This window comes from Bacteroides ovatus (assembly GCF_001314995.1).
GTDB lineage: Bacteria > Bacteroidota > Bacteroidia > Bacteroidales > Bacteroidaceae > Bacteroides > Bacteroides ovatus.
On the sequence record NZ_CP012938.1, the window covers coordinates 3,757,552 to 3,771,962 of the forward strand.

The 14,411-nt window shown below is 40.8% G+C and carries 9 protein-coding genes; all 9 read left to right on the forward strand.

The features are described 5' to 3' along the window. Position 1 precedes the first annotated feature (1 nt). The 9 genes from Bovatus_RS14800 to Bovatus_RS14840 are packed head-to-tail and all read left to right on the forward strand — an operon-like array spanning position 2 to position 14,411. The gene (locus Bovatus_RS14800; RefSeq protein WP_032850983.1) at positions 2–1,765 is read left to right on the forward strand and encodes a RagB/SusD family nutrient uptake outer membrane protein; all 1,764 of its coding nucleotides are present in this window, start codon (positions 2–4) and stop codon (positions 1,763–1,765) included. Between the two features lie 29 nt (positions 1,766–1,794). Next, positions 1,795–2,967 (forward strand): glycan-binding surface protein, encoded by a 1,173-nt coding sequence (locus Bovatus_RS14805; RefSeq protein ID WP_004298397.1) that lies wholly within the window; start codon positions 1,795–1,797, stop codon positions 2,965–2,967. 59 nt (positions 2,968–3,026) lie between these two features. Next, entirely contained in the window at positions 3,027–4,112 is a 1,086-nt protein-coding gene (locus tag Bovatus_RS14810) for a glycoside hydrolase family 5 protein (RefSeq protein WP_004298400.1), read from the forward strand. An 18-nt stretch (positions 4,113–4,130) separates the two neighbouring features. Beyond that, on the forward strand, positions 4,131–6,701 hold the full coding sequence (locus Bovatus_RS14815) for a glycoside hydrolase family 2 protein (RefSeq protein ID WP_052587922.1): 2,571 nt from the start codon (positions 4,131–4,133) through the stop codon (positions 6,699–6,701). Between the two features lie 10 nt (positions 6,702–6,711). Then, positions 6,712–7,752 (forward strand): glycoside hydrolase family 5 protein, encoded by a 1,041-nt coding sequence (locus Bovatus_RS14820; RefSeq protein WP_004298404.1) that lies wholly within the window; start codon positions 6,712–6,714, stop codon positions 7,750–7,752. 4 nt (positions 7,753–7,756) lie between these two features. Continuing rightward, positions 7,757–9,118 (forward strand): apiosidase-like domain-containing protein, encoded by a 1,362-nt coding sequence (locus Bovatus_RS14825; protein WP_052587923.1) that lies wholly within the window; start codon positions 7,757–7,759, stop codon positions 9,116–9,118. 26 nt (positions 9,119–9,144) lie between these two features. Beyond that, the gene (locus Bovatus_RS14830; protein ID WP_004298408.1) at positions 9,145–10,314 is read left to right on the forward strand and encodes a glycoside hydrolase family 130 protein; all 1,170 of its coding nucleotides are present in this window, start codon (positions 9,145–9,147) and stop codon (positions 10,312–10,314) included. Positions 10,315–10,324: 10 nt separating this feature from the next. Next, complete coding sequence (locus Bovatus_RS14835; RefSeq protein ID WP_004298410.1) at positions 10,325–11,719, forward strand: MFS transporter; 1,395 nt, start codon at positions 10,325–10,327, stop codon at positions 11,717–11,719. Beyond that, on the forward strand, positions 11,679–14,411 hold the full coding sequence (locus tag Bovatus_RS14840) for an alpha-L-rhamnosidase (protein ID WP_052587924.1): 2,733 nt from the start codon (positions 11,679–11,681) through the stop codon (positions 14,409–14,411). Before Bovatus_RS14835 ends, Bovatus_RS14840 begins: the two co-directional genes overlap by 41 nt.

The window sequence follows — 14,411 nt, forward strand, 5'->3', positions numbered from 1 at the left end:
GATGAAAAAGAAAAATATATTCATATATCTGATGGCATCCAGTCTCCTATTATCCGGAGCAGTAATGACATCATGCGAAAGTATGATCGAAGAAAAGCCTTTCGACTTCATTGTCCCTGAAGATGTTGAGGATTCTGATAATGGTGCCGACATGTGGGTAACAGGAGTATATAATACATTACACGAAGCCATGTTCAGATACGGTAGTTTCCCACGACCGCTGGACTATGACTGTGACTATATTTCCGGTGCAGTATGGCAGTTCAGCCAGTTTGGAAGTGGTAACTTCCAGGGAGGTGACGGACAGGCCGATGTACTTTGGACCGGAATGTACTCGTTGATTAACCGGGCAAATATAGCGGTCTCTGAAATCAATAAGATGCAGAATGTATCGGAAGAATTTAAAAAGAATGCATTAGGAGAATGTTATTTTCTTAAAGCATGGGCATATTTCTACTTGGTACGTGCTTATGGAGCTATCCCTATTTATTCGGTCAGTGTAAACGAATCCGGACAATATACTAACAATCCGCGTATTCCGATTGCACAAGTCTACACGGAAACAATCATACCTTTGCTTAAGGATGCTAAAGATATGATTTATAAAAACACAGATAATGGCTTTAAACCCGGAAGAGTCTGTGCTGCAACTGCAGCAGGTTTGTTAGCCAAAGTATATGCAACTATCGGTTCTGCTTCCATGTCTACCGGAGAACAAATAACAGTAAAAACCGGTGCACCGTTTGTTATGCAGAATGTAAATGGTACTATGACCAAAGTGTATACAGAACCTGTTCCGACAACATTCTCCAAGGATCAAGTTGCCGGTTACGAAAGCTTTTCTTCTCAAGAATATTACAGACTGGCCTACGAAGTTGCGGGAGATGTAATCGGAGGAGAATATGGGACACACAAACTTGAGGACTATGATTTGATTTGGTCTCCTTCCGGCAAAACTTGTAGTGAACACTTATTCGGTTTACAAACTAAATCCGGTGATGAATTATACGGTACACTATTCAGCTCGCACTACTGTGGCAGACTCAATGCAGCAGGAAACATAGACAATAGTTTAACGGTAGGATGTAGAAAACACTGGTATCTATTGTTTGAAGAAAAAGACTACCGCGTGGACAAAGGAGTGTTGCATTGTTGGATACGTCAGAACTCCGATACAAGTTGGGGTGGTGGTTCATACTATCCGAACTTCGGGAAATGGCAACGTATGGTTGAAGCCAAAGAGCCTCCGTTCGATAATCCTAAAGTAACCTCCGGATGGAGATGTGATGAAGCAGGTTCAGAACAGTTCTTTGCTTTCACCACTAAATATTCACAACAAATAGCCGATCAGACTCAACCTCGTACAGATGCCAATTACCCATTTTTACGTTATGCTGATGTTGTTCTAATTTTTGCAGAAGCAGCTAATGAATTAAATGGTCCGACAAAAGAATCGGTAGACGCTTTAAATGATGTCCGCACCCGTAGTAACGCAACAGGTAAAGAACTGGCAAACTTTACAGATAAAACCAGCCTGCGTTCTGCAATCCTTGAAGAACGTGCAATGGAATTAGCCTTGGAAGGCGATCGTCGTTGGGATTTAATACGTTGGGGAATTTATTTGCAGGCAATGAATGCTCTAGGCGGAATGGATGAAGCCAATAACGTAAAACAACGTTCCAGTAAACATCTGCTATTCCCGATTCCGACTCTTGAAATCCTGACGAACCAAGGAATTAATGAGAATAATCCTGGCTGGGATTAATCACTTATAACCATGTAATAAAACAGATTATGAAGAAAATAAAATATTTTGCAATAATCGCAGCATCCATATTTGCTTTAACATCCTGTACGGATATTGTTGAAGTCGACGATCTGAAAGCCAAAGAAAACAAACCGTCAACAGGTGCTCCGACTGTAGACAAAGTTGTTTTGGCAACAGATGCTGAATTTCCCATTGAGGGAGCGAATTTCGAACAAGTAGTACGAATTGAGGGAACAAATCTCGGAGACATCACCTCTCTAAAATTCAATGATATCGAAGTGGACAGCAAGGAGGTATATTCGACCTACGATATGCTTCTCGCACCTATTCCCCGTGCACTTCCTAAAGAAGTGACCAACACGATTTATATTACAACCAAACACGGAGAACTAAGTATTCCTTTTGTTGTTTCCATCCCTGATTTAACAATCAATGGACTCAAGAATGAATTTACCCAACCAGGAGATACGACAGTTATTACAGGTGACAACTTTGACCTTTACGGTATTACAATCGAAGAAGCAATTGTTAATCTAGGTAATTTACCGGTAAATGTAATCGATGCCACTCGTACAGAACTAACAATAGAAATCCCGGCAAATGCCACTCCGAAATCTACCCTTACTATAAAAGGAGCCAATATGGATGAAGCATACAAGCTCACATACATGGATCCGGGAGTATCTCAACTTTTTGATTTCAATAATTGGCCGGGAAGCGGTGCTTTTACACATTCCAGCCAATTCCCTGATGCCCCGAAAAATTTCTTATGTGACGGCACATTAGAAGGACAACCGGAACCATTAGTAGAAGGAGGAAAATATATTCGATTCAATAATTCCGTGAAAGCTTGGGGATGGATGGTTATGTGGGCCGGATATATTACTGTACCAGCAGAAGTAGCCGCAGATCTTTCATCATACGATTTAAGATTTGAAATCTGTACTGGAGCTAAATTCCCGATATCAGCCCAAGCGCGTATCATCTTAGGAGATTATGGATGGTATCCTTCCAAAGGAGGAATTCCGGTCAATACTTATGGCGGATGGCAAACAGTACGGATCAGTGCTGACACAGAATCATTGTTGCCCAGTTCCATCGATCCCAGTACCAACACAGCTTTCAAAATCATATTCTCTCCTGAATCTGCACAGGATTTTGATTTAAGTATGTGTAATTTCAGATTTGTTCATAAGTAAAAATAAAAAAGGGAACGCTTTAATATGGGCGTTCCCTCATAATCAAAAAGATTCGATTTATGCTAAAAGACTTATTTTCATTAGTAACGATTGTAGCACTTCTATTTTCATCTTGTTCCAAATCAGACGAAGAAGAAAATAGTGATGAGCCTCAACCAACCAAACAAACAGCTTATTTTGGAGTTAACCTGTCAGGAGCTGAATTTGGGAATGTGTATCCGGGGGTGGATGGTACCCACTATGGTTATCCCACAGAAAAAGATTTGGATTACTTTAAAGCCAAAGGCCTTTATCTGGTACGTTTTCCTTTTCGTTGGGAACGTATACAACCCACAATGAATGGGGAATTAAATGCAACAGAGCTGGCAAAAATGAAGAAATTCGTCAAAGCCGCTGAAGATAGAAACATACAGATACTTCTGGATATGCATAACTTTGGAAGATATTGTGTATATTGCGACGGTCAAAGTTCACAAAATAATCAATATGCAATCATTGGTAATGCACGATGCACTGTTGACAATTTCTGTGACGTATGGAAGAAACTGGCAAAAGAGTTTAAAGACTATAAAAATATCTGGGGTTACGACATCATGAATGAGCCCTACGAAATGCTGGCGTCGACACCATGGGTTAACATAGCCCAAGCCTGCATTAATGCCATCCGCACTATAGATACTAAAACGACCATCATAGTTAGCGGAGACGAATTCAGCTCTGCCAGACGATGGAAAGAATGCAGTGACAATCTGAAAACTCTTACAGATCCAAGTAATAACCTGATATTCCAGGCACATATATATTTCGATTCGGATTCTTCCGGAAACTATAATAAAGGATATGATGAAGATGGTGCAACCGTTCAAACAGGGGTGGCTCGTTTGAAACCTTTTGTTGACTGGCTGAAAGAAAATAATAAACGTGGATTCGTTGGTGAATATGGTATACCTGATACTGACGGCCGTTGGATGGATATTCTTGATGCAGCACTTAAATATCTACAAGAAAATGGAATAAACGGAACTTACTGGTCTGCCGGTCCACGATGGGGTGATTATCCCTTATCTGTCCAACCGACCAATAATTACACACAGGATCGTCCGCAATTAAGCACGCTCCTGAAATATAAAAGTACACAACAATAATCAGAATAAATACTGTCCATGAGAACTCGAATCATCACTATTATCACTTTACTGCTATCCACTCCAATGGTTATTGCACAAAAATCAATGGATGAGATAGACAGAGAAAGCTTTGCAGCAAAGCTATCTCCAATGGAAGTAAAAGGTATACAGATGACTGAAACAGGAAATATTCCTCTTGTCAGAGATACTCCTGCAAACATCTTTTTGGACGGAACCTGGCAACTGGCAGAAGGAGGAACTGAAAAAGAACGTTTACACACTATCTGGACAGATCAAATACCTGCCCATGTGCCTGGTAGTATTCACACCGCATTAGTAGAAAATGGAATCATACCCGATCCATACATCGGACAGAATGACTCTATTGCAGAAAAACAATCTTACAAGACATGGTGGATGAAGCGGGAGTTCGAACTAGACTCCCCCTCATCTCACTGTATATTATCTTTTGGCGGAATTGCTAACAAATGTACAATATGGCTCAATGGAAAACTTTTAGGAACACACGAAGGTATGTTCGGAGGGCCCGATTTTTCAATAGGTAACTATTTAAAGAATAAAAACACTCTCATAGTAAAACTAGAAGCCATCCCTCAAATGTTTCTGGGCAACTGGCCTCCCAACGCAAATGAAAGTTGGAAATATACAGTTGTATTCAATTGCGTTTATGGATGGCATTATGCACAAATCCCATCATTAGGAATCTGGCGTAGTGTTCAATTAAAAGAACAAGCCGCAGTAGAAATAGAATCACCCTTCATCGCTACTCGTTCGCTCGATGGTCAAATGCGCTTAACTCTTGATCTGCATAAAAAATCATCTCCATTAAAAGGAGTATTATATGCAGAAGTATCTCCCAAGAACTTCAAAGGAATAACACAATATTATCGTTTCGACATAAATAGTCAGAAAAAACAGGAAACTTTATCTTTAGACTTTCAAATCAAAGATCCGCATCTTTGGTGGCCCAATGACAGAGGAGAACAATCACTATACGACCTCAACCTATTCTTCGTTCCACAAAAAGGGAAGACAGCCCATATAAAAACGTCGTTCGGTATACGGACTATTGAGATGAGACCATTAATTGATGGTGCTAAAGAAGATTATTATAACTGGACATTCGTCATCAATGGCAAGCCGATGTTCATAAAAGGAACAGGCTGGTGCACTATGGATGCATTAATGGACTTCTCAAGAAATAAATACGAGCATTTGCTCCAGATAGCCCAAAGCCAGCACATACAAATGTTAAGAGCCTGGGGAGGAGGAATGCCCGAAACCGATGATTTTTACGAATTATGCGATAAATATGGTATTTTAGTCATGCAAGAATGGCCAACGGCCTGGAATAGCCATAACACGCAACCGTACACTATCCTGCAAGAAACAGTGGAAAGAAATACCAAACGATTAAGAAATCACCCTTCTCTTATTATGTGGGGAGCAGGGAATGAATCAGATAAACCATTCGGACCTGCAATTGACATGATGGGACGACTTAGTATAGAACTTGACGGAACACGTCCCTTCCATCGTGGGGAAGCCTGGGGAGGCAGCCTGCACAATTACAACTGCTGGTGGGACGATGCTCATCTTAATCACAATTTGAATATGACCGCTCCTTTTTGGGGAGAATTTGGGATAGCATCATTGCCTCACATCGAGACAGTGCGTAGATATTTGGACGAGGAAAAAGAAGTGTGGCCTCCCCAAAGGAGCGGTAATTTCACGCACCACACTCCTATCTTCGGAACGATGAGAGAAATAGAGAAACTTACTCAATATTCCGGTTATTTTATGCCGAAGGACTCGCTGGCTTCTTTCATACTCGGGTCACAGTTAGCACAAGTAGTAGGAGTACGCCATACATTAGAACGGGCACGCACATTATGGCCTCATACTACCGGAGCACTTTATTATAAGATGAACGATAACTATCCTGGTGTATCATGGTCATGTGTAGACTATTATGGTATCATAAAACCCGTTCACTATTTTGTGCAAAAGTCTTTTGCCCCGTTAGCAGCAGTCATGCTATTTGACCGCAGCAACCTTGCCAGTCAAGAAGTCAGTCTTCCTGTCTATCTACTTGATGACTGCCAAACATTAGAGAAAGAACCTTATCAAGTCAAAGTGTCTATATACAATGCATTACTAGATACTGTTGCCACCCATACTTTCAACGGTATCGGCGATGATAATGTCGTCAAAAAACTAGGAGAAATAAATCTGAATAGAGAACAAACCAAATCGACCATGCTATTCTTTGTTCTGGACATAATCAAAGATAACAAAAACATATATCGGAATTATTACTTTACCAATTACGAAGTACGTCCGGGCTCCATCGTATCAATGCCCCAAACAGAAATTAAAATGGAACGCACAGGTAATATGGTGACTTTAACAAATACAGGAAAGCACCCTGCTATCGGAGTACACGTAGAAGTACCAGAAAAAATGGACCAACTTATCGTTTCGGAGAACTATATATGGCTTAACCCACAGGAATCAAAAATATTAAAAATAAATTTGGAATCTCCAGTTATTGTAAAAGGCTGGAATCTTCAATCACCCTATTAAACAGAACATTATGAAAAAAGTTTTTATTTCGGCTTTTCTACTACTTAGCCTTCTTACTCTAAATGGATGTAAAAGTAATCAACCTCCGGTAAAAGAGACAGGTGAACCTTACGGAGTAAACTTGGCATGCGCGGACTTCGGTTCATCTTTCCCCGGTGAGTATAATAAAGACTATACCTACCCGACAGATCAAGACCTCGAATATTGGCAAAAGAAAGGGCTGAAACTTATCCGGTTACCATTCAAATGGGAACGGCTACAACTTGACTTAAAAGGACCGCTAAACCAGCATGACCTCAATAAAATGAAAGAATTGGTCAGAGCAGCAGAGAAACGCGATATGGTGGTTATTCTTGACTTACATAATTACTGTCGCCGCTTCATGAACAACGAACATACCCTCATTGGAAACAATGAATTAACAATCGAAGACCTGGCTTCTTTCTGGCAAGCTATCGCTAAAGAATTCTCCACTTTTAAAAACATATATGGTTACGGGCTAATGAACGAACCACATGATCTGGCCCCGGAAACCAAGTGGTTCGACATGGCACAAGCGTCCATCAATGCCATACGAGAAGTCGACACAAATACGCTTATTATGGTAGGCGGCAACGACTGGTCATCAGCAGAGCGTTGGATCGAGCAGAGTGATACACTCAAATTCTTAAAAGACCCGGCTAATAACCTTGCTTTTGAAGCTCATGTATATTTTGACAAGGATGCATCCGGTACGTACAAATATTCATACGAAGAGGAAGAATGTTATCCGGAGAAAGGAATCGACCGGGTAAAACCATTTGTAGAATGGATTAAACAGAATAAATTCCATGGTTTTATCGGAGAATATGGAATCCCCGACAATGATCCCCGTTGGAATGAAACCCTCGACTTATTCTTGGGATATTTACAAGAAAATGGAATCAATGGTACATATTGGGCTGCGGGTCCGTGGTGGGATACCTATTTCATGGCAATCACCCCCAAAGACGGAAAAGACAGACCGCAAATGCCTATCATTGAGAAATATACAAGTACCTTAAAAAAATAGAATTATGTTCAAACGATTCTCCATCTGCTATATTTTATTCATGTTTTGTATAACTGGAACTTCCGCCCAAAAAGACCGGTGGACAGGAAACGCCACGAATCTATCCAAAGGAAACTTAAGGGTAAATTCTTCAGGACGTTACCTAGAATACAGTGACGGAACTCCTTTTCTCTACATGGGAGATACAGCATGGGAACTCATCAGCCGCTTAAATGACAAAGAGACTGAACTATATTTGGAGAATCGCAGAGAAAAAGGATTTACCGTCATACAAACGGTAATCCTGGATGAATTAGATGATATGGATGTTTCATCTAACGGAGAACCTAAGTTAATTGACGGCAATATTGACAAGCCCGCTCCCGGCTATTTCACTCATGTAGACAAAGTTATTTCTCTGGCAGCAGCCAAAGGTTTATACATAGCTCTATTACCAACCTGGGGAGATAAGGTAGACAAACAATGGGGAAAAGGACCGGAGATTTTTACACCGGAAAATGCATATAGATACGGCAAATGGTTAGGAGAACGTTATATGAACGCACCCAATCTGATATGGATAATAGGAGGTGATCGAAGTGGAGACGGAAAAAACTTTGCCATTTGGAATGCATTAGCAACCGGTATTAAAAGTGTAGACAAAAACCATTTGATGACCTATCATCCTCATGGAGAGCACTCATCCTCGTTCTGGTTTCACAATGCTTCGTGGCTGGATTTTAATATGTGTCAATCCGGACACGCACAACAAGATTTCGCAATCTATCAACGTCTGCTTTTGCCCGATTTAAAAAAGGAACCACACAAGCCATGCATGGACGGAGAACCCCGATATGAAAATATTCCGATCAATTTCAAAAAAGAAAATGGAAGATTTGGAGATGATGATATCCGCCATACACTTTACCAAAGTATGTTCAGCGGAGCTTGTGGATATACATACGGCTGTAATGATATATGGCAGATGTTTGATACCGGACGTGAGCCTAAATGTGACGCCGACACTCCATGGTACCAATCAATGGATAAACAAGGAGCATGGGACTTAATTCACTTTCGCAGATTATGGGAAAAATTTGACTTTACTCAAGGAAAAAACCAACAAACCATCTTTGGCAATATACCTTTAGAAAATAAAAACTATCCCGTAGCATTCGGCAACAAAGACTACTTATTAGTATATTTTCCACAAGGTGGAGAGAGAACGATTTATTTGCCTTCAATGAAGGCATCCAAACGGTCTTTAAAGTGGATGAATCCTCGCAATGGAAGAATCACATTCCATCAAAATACAACAGCAGATACCATTCCCGTATCCTCTCCCACAAAGGGAAAAGGAAATGACTGGGTTTTAATTATAGAATAATTAACCGAGAAAAATAACTATAGAATATGAAAAGTAATAGATTAGAAGAGCTAACACAAAATTATGAAGCTCTTATCAACCGAAAAAATGAGATATGTAACAATAGCAACGGTATATATAAACGTTACTACCACCCTGTATTAACAGCAGAACATGCACCACTCATCTGGAAGTATGATTTTGATGAAAAACAAAACCCATTCATGGAAGAAAGAATTGGTATCAACGCTGTAATGAATACGGGAGCCATCAAGATCAATCATAAATACTATCTTGTGGCGCGTGTGGAAGGAGCAGACCGAAAATCATTCTTTGCAGTAGCAGAAAGTAATAGTCCCGTAGACGGATTTCGTTTTTGGGATTATCCGATAGAAATGCCGGAGACAGACATTCCTGATACCAATATGTACGATATGCGCCTGACCGCACATGAAGATGGATGGATTTATGGCATTTTTTGTGCGGAACGCAAAGATACAAACGCTCCAGCCGGTGATTTATCTTCCGCAGTAGCCGTTGCAGGTATTGCACGAACAAAAGACCTAAAAACATGGCAACGCTTGCCGGATCTGAAATCTCCGAGCCAGCAACGTAACGTAGTGCTTCATCCGGAATTTGTGAATGGGAAGTATGCCCTGTATACCCGCCCTCAAGATGGTTTTATTGACGCCGGCAATGGAGGAGGTATCGGATGGGCACTCATAGATGACATCTGTCATGCCGAAATAAAAGAGGAAAAAATCATCAATAAACGGTTTTATCATACGATCAAGGAGGTAAAAAATGGAGAAGGGCCACACCCCATTAAAACTCCACAAGGATGGTTACATTTAGCACATGGTGTAAGAGGATGCGCAGCCGGATTACGCTATGTATTATACTTATACATGACTTCTTTAGAAGATCCGACAGAAATTATAGCTGAACCTGCAGGTTATTTCATGGCCCCTATAGGAGAAGAAAGAATCGGTGATGTATCGAATGTATTATTCTCAAACGGATGGATTGAAGATGATAACGGAAAAATTTATATCTATTATGCGTCTTCAGACACCCGTCTTCATGTAGCCGAATCAACAGTAAGCCAGCTTGTAGATTATTGTCTGCACACACCAACCGACGGTTTCCGTTCTATAGAATCTGTGAAGCGGATCATTACTATGGTAAACCACAATAAACAATACCTGAAACAATAAATACATCACCATGGAAAACATAAAACTAAGAGAAAAAATCGGGTATGGATTAGGAGATGCTGCTTCTTCCATGTTTTGGAAGTTATTCACAATGTATCTGCTATTCTTCTACACAGACGTGGTAGGTATCTCTTCGGCAGTGGTAGGAACAATGTTCCTTATCACACGCATTTGGGACACTTTCCTCGATCCGTTTGTCGGAATATTAGGCGACCGGACAAACTCACGCTGGGGTAAATTCCGCCCCTACCTACTATGGATAGCCATACCATTCGGCATCTGTGGTATACTGACCTTCTCATCTTTTGGAGATAACATGACTACCAAAATAATATTTGCCTATGCCACATATACCCTTATGATGATGGTATATTCATTAATCAATGTTCCGTACGCATCTCTATTAGGAGTAATGTCTGCCAATCCACAAGTACGCACAGAGTTCTCCTCCTACCGCATGACATTTGCTTTTGGAGGAAGTATTCTGGTACTATTCCTCATTGAGCCACTGGTTGATATATTCAGTAAAATGAAGATAACGGAAAATATACCTGACATCGCTTTCGGCTGGCAGATGGCTGCAGTCGTATTTGCGATTATGGCTAGTGGAATGTTCTTATTAACTTTTCTATGGACAAAAGAAAGAGTGCAGCCCATAAAGGAAGAAAAAGGATCACTGAAAGAAGATCTGAAAGATCTGGGCAGAAACAAACCCTGGTGGATTCTTTTATGCGCAGGAATCATGGCATTAGTGTTCAATTCTCTTCGTGACGGTTCTGCTGTATTCTATTTCAAATATTATGTAGACAGCTCCGATACATTCTCTTTCTCATTCATGAATAGTGCCATTACTCTAATCACGATCTACTTGGTATTAGGACAAGCCGCCAATATCCTCGGAATCATGTTTGTGCCATCACTCACCAAAAGAATCGGTAAAAAGAAAACTTATTTTGTAGCAATGGTTGGCGCTACCATTCTAAGTGTTTTATTCTACTTCCTTCCTAAAGATTTTATCTGGGGAATTCTTTGTTTACAGGTCTTAATAAGTATCTGTGCGGGTATTATTTCTCCTTTATTATGGTCTATGTATGCAGATATATCAGACTATTCCGAATGGAAAACCGGAAGACGGGCAACCGGCCTGATATTCTCTTCTTCGTCCATGTCTCAAAAGTTCGGTTGGACAATCGGAGGTGCTTTGACCGGATGGCTACTGGCCTATTTCGGTTTCAAAGCAAATGTAATCCAATCCGACTTTGCTCAAACCGGCATTTGTATGATGATGAGTATCTTCCCGGCAATTGCCACCATGCTATCAGCATTCTTCATTTCACGTTATCCGTTAAATGAAAAAAGATTATATGAAATATCAACAGAACTCGAAGAGAGAAGAAAAAAGTAAATTCATCACTAACCAACTAACCAATATGGCTCATATTCCAATTCGGTCCTATTTATATTTACTATTGGGCACAACCCTATTCTCATGTGTACCTCAAGAGCTAAAACCGCCATTTGAATTAAAATGTGAGAATATACCCGTTCCTGTAGGAGTAGATACTCAAACTCCCAGACTCTCCTGGAAACTTCCGCTGCTAGAGGAAGATAGTATCAACAGAGTTGAAATATGGCTATCAACAGACAGTACTCAATTATCAGGCAGACAGTCCGGTTATTGGAACAAATCCATCATAGGAGCTCCCATAAGAGTCTCCTATGATGGACAACCATTAGATTCATATACAACATATTATTGGAAAATAGGCTATCAAACCTCTTCCAAACAGAAAACTACATTTTCTCCAATATCCTCCTTCACAACAGGATGTTTATCACCCGACAACTGGAAAGGGAAATGGATTACTGATAAACATGACATCACATACCGTCCGGCACCCTATTATAGAAAGAGCTTCCAATTAGACAAAACAATCGAGCAAGCCTTACTCACTATTGCATCGGCAGGCCTGCATGAGCTCTCTATCAACGGGCAACGGGCAGGAAATCATTTCCTTGACCCTATGTATACACATTTCGACAAACGTATACTATCAGTCACTCATGATGTTACGTCATTACTATCTCTGGGTGAAAATGTAATAGGAGTACAACTGGGGAACGGCTGGTATAATCATCAATCCACAGCAGTATGGTTTTTCGACAAGGCTTCATGGAGAAACCGCCCTAAATTCACAGCACAACTCCATCTGCGTTACACAGATGGAACAACAGAATATCTGGGTACTGACTCAACCTGGCAAACAACTGACAGCCCGGTTATTTTCAACAGCATCTATACAGCCGAGCATTATGATGCACAGAAAGAATTAGCAGGCTGGGACTCCCCCGGATTCAACGCTACCGGATGGTATCATGCACAAGAAACCGAATCGCCTACGGAAACGATCAAATCACAAGTTATGTATCCGATTCGTGAAACGGCCCGCTATACAGCAACTCAATGCAAAAAAATAAATGACAGCTGCTACGTCTATCATTTCCCCCAAAACATTGCAGGTGTCACCGAGCTAAAAGTGAAAGGGAAAAAAGGAACAAAACTGCGCCTGAAACATGGGGAACTTTTAGACAAAAACGGTATGGTAAACATGGCAAATATAGATTATCACTACCGGCCGACAGACGACAGCGATCCTTTTCAAACAGACATCGTCATACTTAGCGGAAAGCAAGATAGATTCATGCCCAAATTCAACTACAAAGGTTTTCAGTTTGTAGAAGTCTCATCATCTACCCCTATTCAATTATCCGACGAAAATCTTATTGCAGTAGAAATGCACAGTGATGTTCCGGCCATCGGCTACTGGTCTTCGTCATCCGAGCTGCTAAACAAAATATGGAAAGCCACTAACAGTTCCTATTTAGCCAACTTGTTCGGTTACCCGACTGACTGCCCTCAACGGGAAAAGAATGGCTGGACAGGAGATGCACATATTGCCATAGAAACAGGATTATACAATTTCGATGGTATCTCTATATATGAGAAATGGATGAACGACTTTTGTGATGAACAAAAAGACAACGGAGTCCTCCCATGTATCATCCCAACTTCTGTATGGGGCTATGATTGGGCCAACGGGGTCGACTGGACGAGTGCTGTCGCCATTATCCCTTGGGAAATTTATCGATTTTACGGAGATACCACATTACTCCGCCGCATGTACGGACCAATCAAAAAATATGTCTCCTATATAGAATCCATATCAACCAATCATCTTACAGACTGGGGACTGGGCGACTGGGTACCTGTACGCTCAAAAAGCAATATAACCTTGACTTCCTCTATCTATTATTATACGGACGTCTGTATTCTAGCCAAAGCAGCCAGACTTTTCGGATATGCCGAAGATGCCTCCTATTATAACACGCTGGCACAAAAAATAAAAGAAGCTATCAACACCAGTTTTCTCAATAAGGAAACAGGAATATATGCAGGGGGAACACAGACAGAACTTGCCATGCCATTATACTGGGGAATCGTTCCGGAAGAAGATAAAAAGAAAGTTGCTGCCAGACTACATGAATTGGTAGAAAAAGACGATTATCATCTGGACGTCGGTTTATTAGGAAGCAAGGCCCTACTTTCCGCCCTGTCAGATAACGGATATGCGGAAACAGCTTACAAAGTCGCATCACAAGACACCTATCCTTCCTGGGGGTACTGGATCAAACAAGGTGCTACAACTCTACATGAAAATTGGCGGACAGATGTCGTTATCGACAACTCATATAACCATATTATGTTCGGAGAAATAGGAGCATGGCTATACAAAGGACTGGGAGGAATTCAGATAGATGAAAAACATCCCGGATTCAAGCATATTTTGCTAAAACCTTTCTTTCCGGCAGACATGAATGAACTTACCATACGCTATAATACTCCCTATGGCTGGTTAAATATCAACTGGGTTCGTCAAACTAATGACTGCATCCGTTATACAATCGATATTCCGGCAGGCACTTCTGCAACATTTGTTCCTTTTACAATGCCAGAACCCCAAAAATCTATAACTTTACAAGCCGGAAAACATTCACTTGAACTTGATTTTATTCACCAATTAATCAATCAACGATAA

Bases quoted from the DNA above. Each gene is read 5' to 3' on its own strand.
- Bovatus_RS14800 (WP_032850983.1), top strand. From the start codon at position 2: ATGAAAAAGAAAAATATATTCATATATCTGATGGCATCCAGTCTCCTA.
- Bovatus_RS14805 (WP_004298397.1), top strand. From the start codon at position 1,795: ATGAAGAAAATAAAATATTTTGCAATAATCGCAGCATCCATATTTGCT.
- Bovatus_RS14810 (WP_004298400.1), top strand. From the start codon at position 3,027: ATGCTAAAAGACTTATTTTCATTAGTAACGATTGTAGCACTTCTATTT.
- Bovatus_RS14815 (WP_052587922.1), top strand. From the start codon at position 4,131: ATGAGAACTCGAATCATCACTATTATCACTTTACTGCTATCCACTCCA.
- Bovatus_RS14820 (WP_004298404.1), top strand. From the start codon at position 6,712: ATGAAAAAAGTTTTTATTTCGGCTTTTCTACTACTTAGCCTTCTTACT.
- Bovatus_RS14825 (WP_052587923.1), top strand. From the start codon at position 7,757: ATGTTCAAACGATTCTCCATCTGCTATATTTTATTCATGTTTTGTATA.
- Bovatus_RS14830 (WP_004298408.1), top strand. From the start codon at position 9,145: ATGAAAAGTAATAGATTAGAAGAGCTAACACAAAATTATGAAGCTCTT.
- Bovatus_RS14835 (WP_004298410.1), top strand. From the start codon at position 10,325: ATGGAAAACATAAAACTAAGAGAAAAAATCGGGTATGGATTAGGAGAT.
- Bovatus_RS14840 (WP_052587924.1), top strand. From the start codon at position 11,679: ATGAAATATCAACAGAACTCGAAGAGAGAAGAAAAAAGTAAATTCATC.